Source organism: Pseudomonas sp. GW822-FHT06B12, from assembly GCF_058799675.1.
Genome location: NZ_JBXALR010000001.1, coordinates 379,300 through 398,304 on the forward strand (window position 1 = coordinate 379,300; position 19,005 = coordinate 398,304).

At 59.9% G+C, this 19,005-nt stretch carries 17 protein-coding genes; 3 read left to right on the forward strand and 14 right to left on the reverse strand.

Going from position 1 to position 19,005, the window contains the following annotated elements; genetic code table 11:
• Nucleotides 1-34 precede the first annotated feature (34 nt).
• The 3 genes from AC1RKH_RS01855 to AC1RKH_RS01865 form a co-directional block, all read right to left on the reverse strand.
• A complete protein-coding gene (locus AC1RKH_RS01855; RefSeq protein ID WP_493060864.1) occupies nucleotides 35-952 on the reverse strand; it encodes a hypothetical protein in 918 nt (305 codons plus the stop codon).
• Nucleotides 953-1,320: 368 nt separating this feature from the next.
• Nucleotides 1,321-2,088, reverse strand: a complete 768-nt coding sequence (locus AC1RKH_RS01860) for an SDR family oxidoreductase (protein ID WP_493060865.1) — start codon at nucleotides 2,086-2,088, stop codon at nucleotides 1,321-1,323.
• A gap of 38 nt (nucleotides 2,089-2,126) precedes the next feature.
• A complete protein-coding gene (locus AC1RKH_RS01865; RefSeq protein WP_493060866.1) occupies nucleotides 2,127-3,194 on the reverse strand; it encodes a phosphotransferase family protein in 1,068 nt (355 codons plus the stop codon).
• A 189-nt stretch (nucleotides 3,195-3,383) separates the two neighbouring features.
• On the opposite strand from AC1RKH_RS01865, the gene AC1RKH_RS01870 reads away from it, so the two are divergent.
• Nucleotides 3,384-3,776, forward strand: coding sequence for a DUF4280 domain-containing protein (locus AC1RKH_RS01870; protein WP_054596762.1), 393 nt, complete (start codon nucleotides 3,384-3,386; stop codon nucleotides 3,774-3,776).
• A gap of 542 nt (nucleotides 3,777-4,318) precedes the next feature.
• Here AC1RKH_RS01870 and AC1RKH_RS01875 read toward each other — a convergent pair.
• From AC1RKH_RS01875 to tssB, 11 genes are all read right to left on the reverse strand, one after another.
• Entirely contained in the window at nucleotides 4,319-4,861 is a 543-nt protein-coding gene (locus AC1RKH_RS01875; protein ID WP_493060867.1) for a toxin-antitoxin system YwqK family antitoxin, read from the reverse strand.
• A 13-nt stretch (nucleotides 4,862-4,874) separates the two neighbouring features.
• Nucleotides 4,875-6,884: a type VI secretion system Vgr family protein gene (locus AC1RKH_RS01880; RefSeq protein WP_493060868.1), complete on the reverse strand. Its 2,010-nt coding sequence runs from the start codon at nucleotides 6,882-6,884 to the stop codon at nucleotides 4,875-4,877.
• Between the two features lie 80 nt (nucleotides 6,885-6,964).
• Nucleotides 6,965-7,942 carry a hypothetical protein gene (locus AC1RKH_RS01885; RefSeq protein ID WP_493060869.1) on the reverse strand — a complete coding sequence of 326 codons (978 nt, stop codon included), beginning with the start codon at nucleotides 7,940-7,942 and terminating at the stop codon, nucleotides 6,965-6,967.
• A gap of 109 nt (nucleotides 7,943-8,051) precedes the next feature.
• Nucleotides 8,052-8,414: a hypothetical protein gene (locus tag AC1RKH_RS01890; protein ID WP_493060870.1), complete on the reverse strand. Its 363-nt coding sequence runs from the start codon at nucleotides 8,412-8,414 to the stop codon at nucleotides 8,052-8,054.
• A gap of 67 nt (nucleotides 8,415-8,481) precedes the next feature.
• Nucleotides 8,482-11,031 carry a type VI secretion system ATPase TssH gene (gene tssH / locus AC1RKH_RS01895; protein ID WP_493060871.1) on the reverse strand — a complete coding sequence of 850 codons (2,550 nt, stop codon included), beginning with the start codon at nucleotides 11,029-11,031 and terminating at the stop codon, nucleotides 8,482-8,484.
• Between the two features lie 2 nt (nucleotides 11,032-11,033).
• A complete protein-coding gene (gene tssG / locus AC1RKH_RS01900; protein ID WP_493060872.1) occupies nucleotides 11,034-12,059 on the reverse strand; it encodes a type VI secretion system baseplate subunit TssG in 1,026 nt (341 codons plus the stop codon).
• Nucleotides 12,023-13,813 carry a type VI secretion system baseplate subunit TssF gene (gene tssF, locus AC1RKH_RS01905; protein ID WP_493060873.1) on the reverse strand — a complete coding sequence of 597 codons (1,791 nt, stop codon included), beginning with the start codon at nucleotides 13,811-13,813 and terminating at the stop codon, nucleotides 12,023-12,025. Before tssF ends, tssG begins: the two co-directional genes overlap by 37 nt.
• Nucleotides 13,797-14,240, reverse strand: a complete 444-nt coding sequence (tssE, locus tag AC1RKH_RS01910) for a type VI secretion system baseplate subunit TssE (protein ID WP_123425352.1) — start codon at nucleotides 14,238-14,240, stop codon at nucleotides 13,797-13,799. The genes tssF and tssE overlap by 17 nt, the downstream gene beginning before the upstream one ends.
• A gap of 15 nt (nucleotides 14,241-14,255) precedes the next feature.
• Complete coding sequence (locus tag AC1RKH_RS01915; RefSeq protein ID WP_123425351.1) at nucleotides 14,256-14,756, reverse strand: Hcp family type VI secretion system effector; 501 nt, start codon at nucleotides 14,754-14,756, stop codon at nucleotides 14,256-14,258.
• A 74-nt stretch (nucleotides 14,757-14,830) separates the two neighbouring features.
• Nucleotides 14,831-16,318 (reverse strand): type VI secretion system contractile sheath large subunit, encoded by a 1,488-nt coding sequence (gene tssC, locus AC1RKH_RS01920; RefSeq protein ID WP_123425350.1) that lies wholly within the window; start codon nucleotides 16,316-16,318, stop codon nucleotides 14,831-14,833.
• Nucleotides 16,319-16,346: 28 nt separating this feature from the next.
• Nucleotides 16,347-16,928: a type VI secretion system contractile sheath small subunit gene (gene tssB, locus AC1RKH_RS01925; protein ID WP_123425349.1), complete on the reverse strand. Its 582-nt coding sequence runs from the start codon at nucleotides 16,926-16,928 to the stop codon at nucleotides 16,347-16,349.
• A gap of 226 nt (nucleotides 16,929-17,154) precedes the next feature.
• Here tssB and AC1RKH_RS01930 point away from each other — a divergent pair, with 226 nt between their 5' ends.
• Nucleotides 17,155-17,604 carry a type VI secretion protein gene (locus AC1RKH_RS01930; RefSeq protein ID WP_493060874.1) on the forward strand — a complete coding sequence of 150 codons (450 nt, stop codon included), beginning with the start codon at nucleotides 17,155-17,157 and terminating at the stop codon, nucleotides 17,602-17,604.
• A gap of 63 nt (nucleotides 17,605-17,667) precedes the next feature.
• Complete coding sequence (gene tssK, locus AC1RKH_RS01935; protein WP_493060875.1) at nucleotides 17,668-18,999, forward strand: type VI secretion system baseplate subunit TssK; 1,332 nt, start codon at nucleotides 17,668-17,670, stop codon at nucleotides 18,997-18,999.
• The last annotated feature ends 6 nt before the right edge of the window (nucleotides 19,000-19,005 follow it).

Genomic DNA, 19,005 nt, shown 5'->3' on the forward strand with positions numbered 1-19,005 from the left:
TCTGCGTGGTAACGATCATACGAACCGTATCGCTTTAGCGGTGACTTGACTGACCTGACCTATCGTTCAGCGCGAGCTGGTCAGAAGGAAGGTAGGTAAATGTCGCGTCCTCCGAGGGGGACCGAGGCAACGTGACGTTCAGGATTGGAACGAATCTTCCTGTTTCTGCATGGAATGCTTTTTGATCTTTTTGTGCGGCCTCAAGGCCACCTTCAATGTAAAAGAACGACATGACCGGAAAAGCTTTTCCAAGGCCATCTGCCCATGTGGCAATGCGTAACTCGTTATTGCTCTTTCCCAGGGAGCCAAAACTTTCATCTTGTATGTATTGCATCGCTCGCAGTGTTTCAATGAACTCTTTTGCCGCAGGGCCGGTTGGGCCGGTGAGTAGATCGAAAGAACACTGGCGATGATGTGACTTGTCGTTTTTGATATAAAATGCATACCACTGTTCGGCGGTGTTGATTCCTTGCTGTTGGCAACTGCTTTCAAACTCAGGGGTCAAGTTGGAGTCGTCGCACCCTAATACTTGCCGTTCATCACTGCCGCCATCAATTGGGAAGGCACAAATAACTTGTGTGCCATTCATTCCGGCAGGTATTTGATGATCCGGGTAGCGGATGAAGCCGTTCCGACCTACCCCCGCCATTTCGTTGAACTTCGAGTCGGCCCTGAGGTAAGAAAACGATACCCCTCCGGACGCTTTGGATTTTGGGCTGGGCTCCCACGAACGATAGGCATCCGAATAACGCGTGGACCTGATGATGACGCCTGAACAGGCGAAAGCCGGTTGTGCGTAGCTACCGCAGGAGTCACGGGTATCCGCATAGTTCGCGGTGACCTGTGCGCTGATCTGGGTGCCGAATTTGTCGTTGTCGGCGTAAAGATGAGTGGTAAAGCCGGCCGTTATCAGGCAAGCCATGGTTAAAGAAAGTTTCATCCGTGATTTCATGAATAGGTTCCACTATATAAAGTGCAGGCGCGTTTTTGCACTTGTTGATCGTGATAGGGGTTGTTGGCGCGTGAGCGTAGTGCAGCGAACTTGTTCAAAGTTAAGAGTTTTGGTGTGTTTGGCTGCGGACTGGAGGCTAACGTGTTTGAATGTGCGGGTTGTGAAAAATGCACTTCTAAATGTTTAAGTTGGGCTGCGGATCGCTTTGGGTAACAGTCGTGTGTTTTATTGTTTTCAGGATGTCTATTTATGTATATATATTCGATTGTCGCGAGGTGTGGAATTCATTTTCGCTCCTACAAGGGGGAGGGTTGTGTCCATAAAAAAGGCAGCCCGAAGGCTGCCTGTCGTAGCGCATGTCCGCTGAATCAGGACAAGAACCCACCGTCCACATTCAACGAAATCCCGGTCGTATAACTCGACGCATCACTCGCCAAATACAGCACCGCACCGGCCATTTCACTCGGGTCAGCCACACGCTTGAGTGGAATCTGCTGCAACGCAGTCTTCAGAATCGCGTCGTTTTTCACCAGCGCCGAGGCAAACTTGGTGTCGGTCAGGCCCGGCAGCAGAGCGTTGCAGCGGATGCCGAACTGTGCGCACTCCTTGGCGAAGACCTTGGTCATGTTGATCACCGCCGCCTTGGTCACCGAGTAGATGCCCTGGAAGATGCCTGGCGAAATGCCGTTGATCGACGCGACGTTGATGATGCTGCCGCCACCGTTCTCGCGCATCAGCTTGCCGGCTTCCACCGACATGAAGAAGTAGCCGCGAATGTTCACGTCGACGGTTTTCTGGAAGGCGCTGAGGTCGGTGTCCAGCACGTTGCAGAACTGCGGGTTGGTCGCGGCGTTGTTGACCAGGATGTCCAGGCGTCCGAACTGTTCGCGGATGCCGGCGAACACCTGAGTAATCTGTTCCATCTCGCCGATGTGGCAGGCGACGGCGGTGGCTTTGCCGCCGTCAGCGATGATCGCGTCGGCAACGTGCTGGCAGCCGTCGAGTTTGCGGCTCGAAACGATCACGTGGGCACCTTGTTGGGCCAGCAACTTGGCGATGGCTTCACCGATGCCACGGCTGGCGCCGGAGACGAAAGCGATTTTACCGTCGAGGTCGAACAACTGAGTCTTGGACATGGTTTTTCCTTGTGATGGGCGTGGCGCCAGGTGCGCGATCAGAGGCTGGATTTCTGGATGACTTGCAGGCTCATCTGCTCCAGCAGCTTGTTCATGTGAATGAACTGCGCGAAGCGTTTGTCCTGGGTCTGGCCATGGAAGAAACGGTAGTAGATCTGCTGCACGATACCGGCCAGGCGGAACAGCCCGTAGGTGTAGTAGAAATCGAAGTTGTCGATCTTGATCCCCGAGCGTTCGGCGTAGTAGTCGACGAACTCGCGCCGGGTCAGCATGCCAGGGGCGTGGCTCGGTTGGCGGCGCATCAGTTGCACCGGTGCCGGGTCGTCGGCTTCGATCCAGTAGGCGAGGGTGTTTCCCAGGTCCATCAGCGGATCGCCGAGGGTGGTCAGTTCCCAATCCAGTACACCGATGATCTGCATCGGGTTGTTCGGGTCGAGGATCACGTTGTCGAAGCGATAGTCGTTGTGAACGATGCTCGACGTCGGGTGGTCGGCCGGCATCTTGTCGTTGAGCCAGTCTTTGACCGCTTGCCAGCTCGGCGCATCGGGGGTCAGGGCTTTTTCGTAGCGGTCGCTCCAGCCACGTATCTGCCGCACGACATAACCCTCCGGCTTACCCAGGTCGGCCAGGCCACAGGCCTGGTAATCGACGCGGTGCAGTTCGACGAGTTTGTCGATGAAGCTCTTGCACAGGGCTTCGGTTTTAGCCGCATCGAGGCCCAGTTCCGGCGGCAGATCAGAGCGCAGGATGATTCCCTTGACCCGCTCCATCACATAGAACTCGGCACCGATCACCGATTCGTCGGTGCAGTGCACGTAGGCTTTCGGGCAGTACGGAAAACCGTCCTTGAGCTGATTGAGAATGCGAAACTCACGGCCCATGTCGTGGGCGGACTTGGCCTTGTGGCCAAACGGCGGCCGACGTAGCACGAACTCCTGCTCGGGGTATTCCAGCAGGTACGTCAGGTTTGAAGCGCCACCGGGGAACTGGCTGATCTGTGGCAACCCGCTCAGGCCCGGAATGTGCGCCTTGAGGTACGGATCGATCAGGCTGGCATCGAGTTCTTCGCCAGAGCGGATACGGGTGGACTGGTCAGTAAGCGCCATGCTTATCCCTTCTGCTTATTTTGGAGGCCAGACATCATTGGCTAATCTAATGGCGCACCGGGGGCGCCACAAGCGCGGCAAGGTCTTATAGGTTAGCGTGTTGCTGGATAATCAGCGTTCCTGATGTGCGAGAACAGGCTCGGCGGACTATGGTTCAGAGGAGCATCGCTTCCAGGAAGGAGATTCGAAATGGGCTGTCCGCAAGTTTGCGCCACCGCGACCCTGCAATGCAGTTTCGGTGCAGCACCGGGGGTGCTCAACGTGCTGCCGGTGAACCGCACGCTGACCGGGGGCATGCCGGCGGCGAACATCATGGATCACATTCCGCTGCTGAACATCATGCCGTTCGGCATGTGCATGAGCCCGGCCAACCCGATGGTCGCGGCCGCCACCGCCGCTGCTCTCGGAGTGCTGACACCAATGCCGTGCATTCCGGCTACCGCCGCCCCGTGGATGCCCGGAGCGCCGACCCTGTTGCTGGGGGGAATGCCTGCCCTCGATGCCAACTGCAGCTTGATGTGCAACTGGGGCGGGGTGATCAAGATCGCGATGCCGGGGCAGATGCAGATGCTTATTCCCTGATACACACACGATTGAATGTGGGAGCGGGCTTGCTCGCGAAGGCGGTGTTTCAGTCACCATTGATGCTGGATGTGCCGGCCTCATCGCGAGCAAGCTCGCTCCCACACTGGATCGCCGGCGTACGCAATTACTGTGTTCAATGAAAATCCCTTGTGGGAGCGGGCTCGCTCCCACATTTTGATCGCTGTTGTACGCAATTGCTGTGTTCAATGAAGATCCCCTGTGGGAGCGAGCTTGCTCGCGAAGGCGGTGTTTCAGTCACCATTGATGCTGGATGTGCCGGCCTCATCGCGAGCAGGCTCGCTCCCACACTGGATCGCCGTTGTACGCAATTGCTGTGTTCAATGAAAATCCCCTGTGGGAGCGGGCTTGCTCGCGAAGGCGGTGTTTCAGTCACCATTGATACTGGATGTGCCGGCCGCATCGCGAGCAGGCTCGCTCCCACATTTTGATCGCTGTTGTACGCAATTACTGTGTTCAATGAAGATCCCCTGTGGGAGCGAGCCTGCTCGCGATGCGGCCATCAGATTCAATACAAGGCTTCAGGCTTGTGTCGGATCGGCCCAGCGCCGATACCACCAGCGCATCCGCGAAATTGGTTTGCCCTCGGTGTCCAGTGGTCGTCCATCGCTGGCAAAGGCTTGCTCTGGCTCAAGCAACTGACCATTGAGATAACGGGCGTTTACGGCTGGCTTGCCGTTGGGATGAAAACGCTGGTAAACCCCTTCACGCACACCGTCGCGGTAAAACTCCACTTCAGCGACTTTTCCATCGGGAAAATAGTTGCTGGCTTCACCATGCAGCAGACCCCGGCGATATGTGGCCTTGCGTTGCAGCCAGCCTTGCGGCGCATAAAACGTCGCGACGCCCTGTAACTTGTCGTGCACAAAAGGCATCTGTGCCGACAGCTTGCCGTTGGGGTGATACAGAAGGCTCATCCCTTGCAGTTCGCCCTGGCTGTAATTCAAGGCTGCCTGGGGCTTACCGGCTTCCTTGATGTGCAGCGGACCTTCCAGTTGGCCGTCGAGCATTCGTCCGTCGAGCCGGCTGTCACCGCGTTCCAGTTCCAGTTTGTCCGATGACATCCTCAGTCACTCCTCAATTGACCTTCACCAGTCCGCCCTTGATGGTCAGCATGCCGCCGCCGTCCACGGTCTGCTCGGCACCGCCCTTGTTCATCAGGCTGACCCCGGCGTCGTTGGTCAGGGTAGTGCCGGCCTTGTTGGTCAGTTCCGTACCGGCCTGATTGCTCAGGGAAGTGCCAGCCTTCTGACTGATCGAGGTGCTGGCCTGGGCCGCCAGATCGGCGCCGCTCTTGATCGTGAAACTGCCGCCGCTTTGCAGCGTGAGGGTGCCGGTTACCTTAATGGTCAGGTTGCCGTCCACCGTCAGGCTGTAATCGCCGGTGACCTTGTGTTCATAGTTGCCGCCAGTGCTGTGCTTCTGATCGGCACCGACCTTGACCGTGCGGCTGTCCTTTACATCCAGGCTGTCGCTGCCGGTCTGGATCATCACGCTGCGTTTGCCTTTTTCCAGGGTCACGGTCTCATCGCCTTCCTTCACCGTACGGGTGCGGGCATTTTTCACCGTCAGGGTTTCGTCGTGGCCGACGGTGGCGGTGGTGTCGTTGAGCACGTTGATCTTGAAGTCCTTCTGCGCCTGCAGAAAAACCTCCTCGGCGTCCTTCTTGTCCTCGAAGCGCAACTCGTTGAAACCGCCGCCGCCCTTGGACGAGTTGGTCTTGATCCCGGACTGTGTCTGGTTTGCCGGCAGCGCATAGGGCAGGGCGTTGTCGCCGTTATAGACGCAACCGGTCACCAGTGGCCGATCCGGGTCTCCGTCTATAAAGGTCACGATCACCTCCTGACCGATGCGCGGCACGAACTGCATGCCGAAACCTTTGCCGCTCCAGGGCAGCACCACGCGCACCCAGCAGGAGCTGGTTTCGTCATTCTTGCCGTCGCGATCCCAGGGGAATTGCAACTTGATCCGGCCATATTGGTCGGTCCAGATCTCCTCGCCGGATTTGCCGACCACCAGCGCCGTTTGCGTGTGCATCCGTGGCTTGGGCGTGATCCGCGCCGGGCGATAAGGTATGGCTTTGGGGATGGCTTCGAAGCGGTTGCGGTAACTGTCGTGACTGGCCTCATGAGTCACCGCCGTCACCACCCAATCGATATTCAGTGACGCGTCATCGTGGCCGGCCAGCGTGAACCAGTGCCCCGGCACCAACCAACGGCAATCGCTCTCGCCGACAAAGCGCTTTTCCTGACTGCGCAAGCCGTCCACCCGCTGCTTGGATAGCGCATCGCCCCGGGCCTTGGCGTTGTAACCGCCCGGATGCTCATAGATGGAACGCGGCCCGGCCACGGCTTCGGCCTGGTCGTAGAGGGATGCGGTGGGTGTAGTGAACTCATAATCCGTCGCCCGATACACCCCGGCTACCGCCTGCACGCAGACTTGGCCTGCGCGAATGCCATGCAACTCGCGCTCGCCGATTTTTTGCCCGAGATACGTCACCTTCGGGCCGTTGGGGATGGGCACAAAAGCATCGTTGCTGTCCCCGAGCACCAGCGTGTGCTTGCCATCCTCGTGGGTGAAGAACCAGAAAATCCCTTCGTCCTCCAGTAACCGCGAAACGAAGGCAAAATCGGTTTCGCCGTACTGCACGCAGTACTCGCGCGGGGTGTAACTGCCGGTAAGTTTTAGCTGGTAATCGGTGAAACCGTGGGCCTTGAAAATGGTGGTGACGATGTCCGAGGTGGCGAGGTTCTGGAAGACGCGGTTGTTGCTGGCCAGGGTCAGCCACCATAGCCAGGGGCGTAGTACGAGTTGATAGCGTTCGGCAGTCGCGTCCGCGGGGAGCTGGCGGATTTCGGCGATCAGTGCGTCGAATTGACGAACCATGGCATCGTTGTGCAGGGTGGTGGTGACGTGTGTCGCGACGGCGCTGGTCAGGGGGAGGGAAGCGCCGTCGTTGAGGCCGTTGAGGGTTTGCGAACCCAGTGCGTTGAGCGCTTCTTCGTTGGACAGCGACTCAGGGTAAAGCGTCGACAGCGAGGTGGCGGTTAGGGACAGGGTGGTGTTGCTGTCGGTGGTGCGGGGCATTGAACTGTCTCAGTCAGTAATGACGGGAAAGTGCGTGAAAGGAGACTGATTTATGTTTTATCGCGTCGTCTTTTTCGTTATCAAAATCTCCATGCGGTAAAACGGCCTGATTTAAATAGGCCGAACACGTCATAGAAGTCGGTCAGATGGGCTTGGAGCAGTTCAATCAAAATTTCAGCGGAGTCGCATACCCACAACCCGGTATTGGGGTCCATGAGGCGATAGCGCGGGGGATCGATCTGCACGCCGATAACATGTCCGGTCTCCGACAGGCTGCCTGTCAGAAGCAGTCGCATCAGCCCGCCAGACACGGGAGCAAGGTTGATTGCATACATCGAGGGAATTTGTACCTGCGTTTTCAATTTGGCAGTCAAGGTGTTGAGAGGCTCATTAGAGAAGACCTCTTTGCCGATGGCGCAGTTGAGCGACATGCGGTTGATTTCCATTTGGTAGGCATCTTTCATCACCGTCTGATGGAGCATGGCGCTATCCCATAACGTACGACGCTTTTCCTGCACGGTCAGATCGATGTAGCTCGCCTTTTCGCCCGTGCCCATGGGTGGGGGGAGCTTGTCCGGGTGAGTCGTAGTGCCGGTGTAATCAAAATAAGCTTTTTTTGCCGTGTCAAAGTTCTCCGACAACTTCGACCGACTTTGCATTTCTTTCATGTATGCAGTCTGCTCTGCCGCGAGCTGTCGGAGTTTGTCCCGCAGCAGCTCCTGGAAGTAGGTGTGCGCCTGTGACTTTGAATACTTGAAACGAGCACCGATCCAATGCGCGGTCATCATCGCGCACACGCCACTACTGGCAAGGGCAAGCACGCCGGTGCTGACTTCGGCAAGGACGGGGTGATTAGATTGATCGATCGCCATGATCATCGTGGCGCCGCTGCTCGTGCTGATGGCTTTTGCCGTACGCATCGTCGCGGTGTCGGCGGTAACTGGAAAGTCTCGCGTAAAGTTGCAGTCGGGGCACCGATAAAGTTCGTCGGAAACGCCCTCATCGAGAATTTTCCAATAAACATTGTCGCTGCCGCATTCCTCGCATTGCCCAGGCATGATGTTCTCCGTTAGCTGATGAGGGTAAAAAGAGGACGGATTTATTTTCAGCGTCGCTCAAACATCCGTCGACTTCCAGGAAACAAATCCATCCACCTTCCTCTTTGAATCAACCCATACGACCCAGAACACCAATCAGATTCAGACTCGCTTGAGCCGCCTGGAATAACCGAAAGCCCGGTGTGCCCAAATGTGCTCTTACATCGTTGAATGCATCATTGAACGGTGCCGTCTGTGCAGGTCCCTGCAGCACCACCTGAATGCCATTGGGGTACGTCAGACCGGTGACGTTGTCCCAGCCAAAGGGGTTTGCTCCACCGTTCTGGGTGATCCAGGTCTGGAGGTTGTTGAAGTAGGCAGTAAAGGCCGGCACCATGGGGCCCTGGTTTTGCAGGGTCGAGTTCGCCCATATCTGCAGGTCAGCGCGGCTGTTATTGATCTGTGCGGCCAGTTGTACGGTTGTAAATGCCATATAAACGCTCCTTGTTCACTGCAGTGGTTTGCATTGCGCCAAGCACGGGGCGGGCAGCGCTTTCTGCTTACTCAAGCACCCACTCCGCCAGTTTCCCTGTCACCTGGGTCATCAACACATTTTCAACATCCCTCGCACCGGCCGCACTGCACTTGGCCAACACCGCCTGCACAATCCCGGCATCGAACTCAAACTGCTTCCCGGTCGCCGCCTTGTACCGCCCACGCAATTTCTCCAGTTTCGCCAGCACAATCCCTTCCAGCGTCACCTCATCCAGCGGCCGGTACGCAACCACGGTCATGCGCGCGAGAAACGCCGGGCGGAAGGCTTTCAGCAGGACTTTGTGCAGGGCTTCGTTGAACGCATCGCTGTCCAAGTGCGCGGTCGGTGTGTCGAGCAGCAGCTCGGCACCGACGTTGCTGGTGGCGAGCATCACGGTATTTTTGAAATCCACTACTAGCCCCGTGCCGTCTTCCATCAGGCCTTTGTCGAAGACGTTATAAAAAGCCTCCAATACATCGGGGTGGGCTTTTTCGATTTCGTCCAGCAGCACCACGGAATAGGGTTTGCGGCGCACGGCTTCGGTGAGTACGCCGCCGCTGCCGTAGCCGACATAGCCGGGTGGGGCGCCTTTGAGTTGGCTGACGGTGTGGGCTTCCTGGTATTCCGAGAGGTTGATGCTGATCAGGTTGCGTTCGCCGCCATACAGCGCATCGGCCAGGGCGTAGGCGGTTTCGGTTTTGCCGACGCCGGTGGGGCCAACCAGCAGGAATACCCCGACCGGTTTTTGCGGGTCGGTGAGACCGGCGCGATACGCCTGCAAGCGTTGGGCGATAGTGTTCAGCGCGGTGCGTTGGCCCATCACCCGCTGGCTCATGCGTTGACCGAGGGTGCGCACGGCGTGGGCTTCATCGGCGAGCATCTTGCCGACCGGGATGCCGGTCCAGCCGGCAATCACCGCCGCGACGGTTTTCGCGTCGACCTGCTCCGGCACCAGCGGGTCGTCCTGGCGAATGGCGTCGAGACCGGCTTCCAGGCGCAGCAGTTCGGCGGCCAGATGGTCGATGCGTCCGTCGGTGACGTCGTCCGGCTTGTCGCTGTCGGCGCGTTCGCTCAAGGCCAACAGTTCGCGCCGGGTTTCCAGCAGCTCGCGCACGGCGACGCGTTCTTCGCTCCAGCGGATCTCCAGTTCGCGAATGGCCTGCACGTTGCTGATGGACTCGGTCTCCAGCACGGTAATGCGTTCACGGTGATCGAGGCCGGTGGCTTGTTCGCGACGCAGGCGTTCGATCTCATCCTTGAGGCTTTGCTGGCGATGACGCAGGCTTTCCAGCGGCGGCGGTACGTCGTGTTGCCCGAGGGCGACCCGCGCACAGGCGGTGTCGAGGACGCTGATGGCTTTGTCTGGCAGTTGCCGGCCGGAGATGTAGCGATGGGACAGTTTCACCGCCTCATGAATCGCCGCATCCAGCACCTGCACGCCGTGGTGCTGTTCGAGTTTGGCGGCGACCCCGCGAAGCATTTCCACGGCAGTGGTTTCATCCGGTTCTTCGACCTGGACCAGTTGAAAGCGTCGGGCGAGGGCCGGGTCTTTCTCGAAGTATTTTTTGTACTCAAGCCAGGTGGTCGCGGCCAAGGTCCGCAGTTCACCACGGGCCAGTGCCGGTTTGAGCAGGTTGGCGGCGTCGCTTCCGCCCTCGACACCCCCGGCGCCGATCAGGGTATGGGCTTCGTCGATGAACAGAATGATCGGTTTTTCAGCGCTGCGGACGGCGTCGATCACCCCTTTGAGCCGTTGCTCGAATTCACCTTTGACCCCGGCGCCGGCCTGCAACAGACCGAGGTCGAGAACCCGCAGGCTGACTTCTTGCAGCGACGGTGGCACGTCCCCGGCGGCGATGCGTAAGGCCAGGCCTTCGACCACCGCAGTTTTGCCAACGCCCGGCGCGCCGACCAGAATCGGGTTGTTCTGGCGACGGCGCAGCAGGATGTCGATGCACTGACGAATTTCACCGTCACGCCCGACGATCGGGTCGATGCGCCCGGCATGTGCGTCGGCGGTCAGGTCCTGGGTGAACTGGTCGAGCACCGAGTCCTGTTTTTGCTGAGGTTTACCTGCGGCTGCAGTTACCGGGCGGGCGCCGCCAACGTGTTCGCGGGAGCTTTCGGTCCACTCCAGCAGGTTGCTGCGCAGGGCGTCCCGAGGAATGCGCAGCAGCGACGAAGCGCTGTTGAGCAACAGACTGCGACGTTCATCACGGTCGAGCAGCGCCAATAGCAGCAGGCCGGACCGGATGCTCTCAAGGCCGAGCACACTGGCCTGCACCACGGCGTCCTCCAGCAGGCCAATAGTCTGCGCCGAGAGTGCCGGGGTGCGGGTGCTGCCGGTCTTGAACAGCTCCAGGGCCTTGTTGATTTCCGCCGTCAGGGCATCACGTTCCAGGCCGAAGCGCGGCAGCAGGTAAGCGAAGTCACCGCCTTCGATCTCCAGCAATTCGAGCAACAGGTGCTCGATTTCAACGTAATGATGACCGCGTTGCAGACAACGCTGGGCAGCCCGTTCCAGAGCGCGGCGGTTGTCCGGGTTGAGGCGTCCGATCAGGCTGGCCAGTTCCATGTTCAGGTGATCTCCAGCTGACGAAGACGAGTCTCGATACGTTGCAGGGCGAGGCTGGACTGGCGTTGCAGGCCGCCGTTCCAGCTCAACAGCGGTGGCGTCTGGCGACCGAGTTTTATCGGGCTGGCGCCACGGACCAGCAGCACCAGCGTGCAATCCAGGTCCGGACCGAAATACAGCGCGCTGAGGCTGGCCAAGTCCGCGTGCGTTTCACCGTCCGGCAAGAAGGCGGCGGCTTGGGCAGGCGTCAGCGGGCCAAGGGTCATGCGGATTCCGGCATGTTCGTCCCAGACCCGCGTGCCGGCCACGGCGCTACGCCCCAGTTGCAGGTTGCGACCGCCGGGCTGCAAGCGGCTGCGACTGGCGGGTGGAATCTCGCGCCAGGCACCGTCGTAGGCGCTGAGCTCGACCGGCAATTCGAACTGTTCGCGCACGATCGCGGCAAAGCCTGCGAGCGAACGGCGCCCGTCGGCGAACAGCGCGCTGCACGCCAGCACGGCGGCATCGGGAATCGCCTGACGCTCGTGCAGGGATTTGGGCAACAGGCCGGTCAACGCACGTAACTGAGCGTGCACTGGTGTCGCGCTCGGCACTGAAAAGCCCACGGCAATCCGGTGTTTGCGCAGCACTTTGTAGAGCAGGCTGAGCAGGCGGTGCTGGAATAGGTCGAGGAACTCGGCCGGCGCATAATCCTTGGCGCGGGCCCGTTGTTGCAGCCATTCCTGATAGGCGTAGGGCAGTGGTCCGTCTGGGCCGCCGAGGCCGAAAACCGGAGTGGTGAGAGTCGGCTTGTGACCCGTTTCGTCGGTCAGGCTTTCAACCTGGCTGGCGGCGAACAACGGCGTCAGCGGGCCGCGCAAGCGCAGTGCTTCAGCCTGCGGTGCAGTGCCGCTGCCCAGCGATTCGGCTTGCGGATGCTCGCGCTCGAGCAGCAACAAGGCCTGCAGCAACTCGAACGCCTGGGGATCGTGGCGCAGTCGTTGGCTCAGGCTCAGAGGGAGAGCGGCATGCCGGCTTGGGGTTGCCATGCCTTGATCTCCTTGTCTGATTCAACCAGTACTGTGCGCACGAAGCGATTGGCCGTGGCATAGAGTGAGAAAAACTGCGCCAGCACCGCTGAAAACAGCACCGCGCTATTGCCGACAAAATGCTGAGGATCGAGCTGCAAGCGAACTTCCAGACCGTTGCGCCACCCGCGCCAGGCATCTTCACCGACATGCGCAATGACGCGCTCGCAGCTCAGGCTCAGCAGGCCTTCGATTTGCCTCCGGGCGCTGGCCCCGTCACGCAGGTTATGCAGCGCGAGGATTTCCTTGAGAGCGTCCAGCGCCTGAGGACCTTCGACCAGCGACAAATGATTGAGGGTCAGTTGCGAAACCAGCCGCCAGCGTGACTCACCGTCCAGGCGCGGCAGGCTTTGCCGGCTCGGCGGGTTGCGCAGACGGGCCGCGGCGATCGGCCCCGGCCGCTCGAAGCCCAGCGGCGTTCCGGCCGACAGGCTCTGGGCCAGGTGCCGATTGGTGCAAAGCAACTCGGCGGTCAGGCTGAGTCCGGCAACCTCTGCAAACGGATCAAGCTGGGTGTCCACCAGACTCAGCATCAGGTCGGTGCCCAAGCGGTTCGGGGTCATGCCGCTGATTCGCCGGGCGTGCCAGTAACAGCGATGGTTGCCACCGTGCTGGCTGCCGTAATACGCCGGCACGCGCTGCACACCCTGAGAGGTACTGGCGCGCATGGCTCTAATGCTGTGGATTTCGACGCTGTTTTCCCGATGGCTGTCGGCAACCAGGCGGTATTCGCTGCGAGTGCCGTCCGGGCGTAGCGGTTCGGAGGTCCGTGGAAACAGGTTGATCACCGGCGCGCAACCCAGTGCGATATCGCTGGCCTGCAAGTGCAGGCGGCTGCCGGGTGCCTGGTCGAAAACGATGTACAGATACAGCGTCTGGCTGTCGCTGACTACACCCGCCAGCGGCACGTCGAAAAAATTGAATTTGTCCGGAAAGGCAAAGTATTCGGCGAGTAAACGCATCCCCGGATGCACGCCGTCTTCATCGGGCAGCAGCACTTCATCGTTGCCGAAACCGACGATCTTCGGCAGCCCTGCCAACCGCCTGGGCGTACTGCCTGGTGGTCCGGCGAGGAGTTGAATCGCATGGGCGCCAAGCAAGTCGTACAGGTTGGCGTTGATCACCGGCGACGCGGCCAGGTGCAGGCGCACCTGCTCGATGCCGAGCTCTGCCCACTGGTGTTTACCGAGGCAGCTCAGGCTCAAGCGCAGGGCCGAGCGCGCCTGGGCGACGCCGGTCAGGGCCTGGGCCTCGTCGCTTCCCAGCAGCAATGCTTCGTTGATTTCCAGCGGCCAGAGGTGAACGGCAGCACTGGTGCGAAAATGGATGCTTTCACCCTGGCGGGTGGTGACGAACAACGGCGTGTCGCGCGGCAACGGATAACCACCGGCCAGGTTGCCCTTGCTCGGATCCGGCTCGAATTGCACGATGGCGCAGGAGGGCAGCGGCCGCATCGTCAACGGATACAGTTGTTCCAGCAGCGCGTCGCTGAACTCGGCGTAATCGTCGTCGAGTCGCCGTTGCAGGCGCGCAGCCAATAAGGCGAAACCCTCCAGCAAGCGTTCGACATGCGGGTCCGGACATTCGCCGGGAGACAGCTCCAGGCGTCTGGCAACCTTGGGATAGCGTTCGGCGAAAATGCCCCCGGCATGCCGCAGCCAGGTCAGTTCCCGTTGGTAGTAATCGAGCAGTTCTGTGTCAATCGAGTCGCTCATGGCGCACCTCAAGGCCATCGCCGGCTTTCTCGATGACGAATGCGACAGGCCAATGCTGCCTGCCGCTGCGTAGCTCTCCTTGCAACCTGATGCTCAGTTGTTGCGGGTGTTCGGGCACGGGTGTGACGTCGACCTCGCCCAGTTGCAGGCGCGGTTCGAAGTGGTCGATGGCTTCGCGAATCTGCCGCGACAGTTGACGGCGGTCATCGCTGCGCTGTTGCTGCAGTGCAGTCCAGTCAGCGATGCCGTAGTCAAGCACACTGGGTGGCGTGGTCAGCGGGCGCTGGCCACGGCGGGTGTTGAACAAACGCAGCAACTCGATACGGACCGACTCCAACAGTGCCTGGCGATCGAACGCCTGCACGGTATCCGCCTCGCTGGCGGCAAGGCGTTCGAACAGCGGCGGCAGAATGCCGGTGCCGGTCATTTTCGGGGTACTCCGTCAGGCCTTGATCAGCTTGTTCGCGGCCATGTCCCAGGTCGAAGCGGCCGTGCCTTCCTTGGTGCCATCGTCTTTCTGGGCGGTCAGTTCCCACTTGATCTTGGTGAAGTTCAGCGAGAGGGTTTCCACCGGTTTACCGCCCGTACCACCGCTGACGCTGACGTTGGACAGCACCACGTTGGTCAGGGTGTAGATGATGAAAGGCATCAGTTGGCCGCTGCCCTCGGCGGCGTTGCGCCCGATGGTGATCTTGGCTTCCGGGATCGGTTTGCCGGCGCAGCAGTACTCGTTGAGAGACGGGGTCGAGCTGTCGACGAACTTGGTCAGCGTGAACTCGCCGATGTGCGGCTTGCCGGAGGTGCGCTCCGAGTTGCTGACGTCGTTGGTCACCTGCATCGCCACGTTGTGGCTGTAGGACATGACTTCGATCTTGTCCTTGTAACCTTCGAGCAGGCTGTCGCCTTTGATGTCGCCGCCGAGGTCGAGAATAATTGCATCCATCGCATGAAACTCCTGAAGAAAAACGCGCTAGATAAACAAAGGGAATCCCGCCGGCCAGGCCGGCGGGAGGCAGGTCAGGCTGCTACCGGTGGCGGCAGGGTGGCGACCAGGCGGATCGAGGCCGTCAGCTCTTCGAGCTGGAAGTGCGGCCGCAGAAACACCGTGGCTCGATAGACGCCCGGTTTGCCGGCGACTTCCGAGACATCCACCCGGGCTTCACGCAGCGGGTACTGCGCCTTGATTTCCTGTGGGGCGTTGTCGTTGATCAGTACGTAGTCGGCGATCCAGTTGTTGAGGTAGGTCTGCACGTTGTCGCGGGTCATGAAGCTGCCGACCTTGTCGCGCATGATGACCTTCAGGTAGTGCGCGAAGCGGGACGCCGCGAGCACGTAAGGCAGCATGGCCGAGATCCGCGCGTTGGCGTTCGCCTCGTTGGTGTTGTAGGCCTTGGACTTGTTGGTGGTCTGGCCACCGAAGAACACCGCCACGTCGCTGTTTTTCTTGTGGCACAAGGCGATGAAGCCGAGGTCGTTGAGCTCTTTCTCGCGACGGTCGGTGATTGCCACTTCGGTCGGGCATTTGAGCGACAGATCGCCGGAGGTGGTGCGGAACGTGTGGGCCGGCAGTCCTTCGACTGCGCCACCGCCTTCGGCACCACGAATCGCCGCGCACCAACCGTACTTGGCGAAGGCTTCGGTGATACGTTGCGACAAGGCCCAGGCCGCATTGCCCCAGAGGTATTTGCTGTGGTCACTGCCGTTGACGTCTTCGATGTAGGTCATGCCTTCCACCGGCAAGGTTTCCGGGCCGTAAGGCAGGCGCAGCAGGAAGTGCGGCAGCACCAGCGACACGTAGCGTGAGTCCTCGCTTTCACGGAAGGAGCGCCACTTGATCAGCTCCTGGCTCTCGAAGACTTTCGACAGATCACGCGGCACCGCGAGCTCGGTGAAACTGTGCATGTCGAACAGCCGCGGACTGGCAGCGGCAATGAACGGGGCATGGGCAGCGGCGGCGACGTTCGAGAGTTTCTCCAGCAGGCCGATGTCCTGCGGATGCCGGCCGAAGGTGTAGTCACCGACCAGCAGGCTGAACGGATGACCGCCAAAGGTCCCGTATTCTTCTTCGTAGATCTTTTTGAACAGCGCGCTCTGGTCGAACTCGACGGCTTTTTCCAGATCGTTCTGCAGTTCTTTCTGGGTCACATTGAGCAAGCGCAGTTTCAGCCGGGAACTGGTTTCGGTGTTCTGCACCAGCAGGTGCAGGCCACGCCAGGAGGCTTCGAGTTTTTGCAGGTCCGGATGGTGCAGGACTTCGTTGAGCTGGGCGCTGATCAGCTCGTCGATCTTGCTGATGCGGTCATTGATCATCGCCACGGTGTCCTTGTCGACGGCCATGCCTTTGTCAAGAACCTGGGTGGCGAACTCCGCGAGCATGTCGCGGGCGTAATCCTTCTGGCTGTCGTCGTGGGCCATTCGCCCTTCGGCGATGATTCGGTCGAGCAGAGACAAGGTCTCGTTCACACTTTCGCTGGCTTGGGCCTGAGCGCTGGATGAGGCGGGCATGGCAATTTCTCCCTAAATGAATAAACGATCAGGCTTGTGCGTCCGGCGCTGCGTCGGCATCGCTAGCCGGTGCGGCTGCTTGCGGCGTTGCTTCGGCATCACTGGCAGGTGCGGCAGCTTCAGGCCGAGCCGACTTGATCTCTTGCAGGCCTTCGGTGTTGGCGATGACATCGCGCAGCAGTTTGTCCAGGTCATCGTTGCCATCGAGTTTGGTCAGCAGGTCACGCAGACGCTGGCGCGCTTCGAACAGGCGCCGCAACGGCGTCACTTGCTGGACCACTTTGACCGGGTCGAAATGATCGATATGACCGAACTTGAGCTCGATGTTGAGCTTGCTGTCGTCGCCGCCGAGAGTGTTGTTGACTTGCAACGTGACGCGGGGGGCGATCGAGGCGAGCACTTCGTTGAAGTTGTCGCGATCGATCTCGGTGAAACGCCGTTCATTCAACTTGGGGAGTGGTTCCAGAGGTTTGCCGGAGAGGTCGGCAAGAATGCCGACCACCAGAGGCAATTCTTTCTTCTCGATGGCGTTACCTATTTCAACGTCATAGGTGATTTGCACGCGGGGCGGACGGACCCTGTCGAGCTTGTGCTGAGTACTTTCTGCCATGGTGGCGGACTCCGATGCATTGGGTGGGAGCAATGCTTCGGGAGGCCCGCTCATCGCATTCCCTTGCTGAACCGTAGGTTAGAAAGGGAGGCAGTGGGACCTGTCATTCCCTTGACGAACCTTCCACATTCGTCGTGCTGACCGAACTACCCAAGACGCTAGAACAGGTCTATAAAAAAGCAAACAAAAACAATTTTTGACCGTCATCAGAAAAGGAAAATTCACTGTGCGCGCAGGTTTTTTTAGTCCTCTCCCGTTTCTGTTGCTCGCAGGCTGTTCGTTGTTCGGGCCGCGAGTCGATCTCGATAGCCTGACCCTGGACGTCGCCGCCCATGCCAATGACGACACCCCGATTGCCGTGGATTTCGTGGCGGTGAATGATCCAGACCTGCTCAAGCAGCTGTCGGCCATGACCGCTCGGCAATGGTTCAGCGAGCGCGAGCAGTTTCAGCGCGACTACCGGCAGATGATGACCGTCTGGGGGCTGGAGCTGGTTCCCGGGCAGTTCATCGATCAACAACCCTTTCCCCTGGGCGGCAAGCGCGCGGCTGGACTTTTGATCTTCGCGAGCTATAACACACCCGGAGCGCACCGACTTCGGCTGGACGATCAGAGCAAGGCCTGGCTGAAGTTCGACAGTCGCGAGATGACACTGGTCAGCGACACTGCGCACTGATCCGCACTGAACAGATCGCCAGGCCGCTGGCAAGCGGCGACATTCGACGTCGAAGGGAATCGTATGAGTTTGCTACCTGACGCGGTTTGCTGGCACGAGGGCATGCAATTGCTGCCCCAGCATTTTCAGTTGCAAGGACTACGCGCCGAAGCGTTGGCCGCGTATTTCGCCAAGGCCTGCAACCCCTGGTTCTGGGGTGTCACCCATTTGGAGATCGACCCCTCGGCACTCAGTGCCGGGCACGTCAGGTTGCTCGCTTTGCAGGCGACGTTGCCGGATGGTTTGCCAGTGAATGTGCAGGCCGGTGCGGGGCCGATGTTGGAGCTCGATGTCAGCGAAGCGGTCGATGCAACGGACAACGCCACCGTGACGGTGTACCTGGCGGTCAGCCCGTTGTGGCGTGCCGGGCAATTACTGCCGCTCACGGGACGATTGCAATCGGTGGTCGGCGATGCGCTGCCAGACCTCACCAGCGGTCAATACCCCGAATCGATCACGGTATGGCGACCCAATCCGCGTTTGTGCACGCAGCTGAACAAGGCGGACTCGATCTGCTTGCCGCTGCTGCGTGTTCGCAAGGAAGGCGGCGGCTTTTTGCAACTGCCCTACACGGCGCCGACACCGTGTCTGTTGCCGGAGTCGGCGTTGGGGCGGCGGGTCGCCGGTCTGTGTGCCCGGACGCGGGAGAAATGCATGTTTCTGGCCGGTCGCTTGCGCCAGGCGCAGCAGGCCGGTAACCAGGATGACGCAGCAGAAATTCGTCGCCAGCTGACGGCACTCTGGGCGCGTCTACCGGAGGTCGAGGGTTTGTTGAACAGCCGGCTGGCGACACCGCAAGCGCTGTATGGCCTGTTGCTCGGGCTGGCCGGCGTCTGGTCGGCGCTCGATCCACTGGCGGGTGTGCCGGCCTTTGCGGCGCTGGACTTTCTCGAGTTGCAGCGTGGCTACGACAGCGTACTCGACTGGTTGGAAAATACCCTGGAACTGATTCGCGCTGGCTATCGCAGCCTGCCGTTCGAACGCCACGAACATCTCTTTTCGATCCAGTTGCCCGACGATCAACCGAGCCAGCGTCTGGTGATTGGCTTGCGTATGCCCAACGGCGCGAGTGAGCAGTCTGCGAGTGAATGGTTGAGCCGGGCGATCATCGCCTCTGCGCCGCACATTGCCTTGCTCGGTCGACAGCGCATGAGGGGGCTGACGCATGAAGCCATGAATCGCAACGAGCAGGTGGCCTACAGCGTGGGCGACGACACCCGGTTGTTTGTGGTCTCCGCACAGGGGCAATGGTTCGACGGGCAACTGCCGTTGCAGATTGTCGCGCCGGCATCGCAGCTGGCGAGCAGCCCTTGGCAAGTGGTGTTGTTTGTCGCTCAAGCCAATGAAAACGCTTGATCAGGG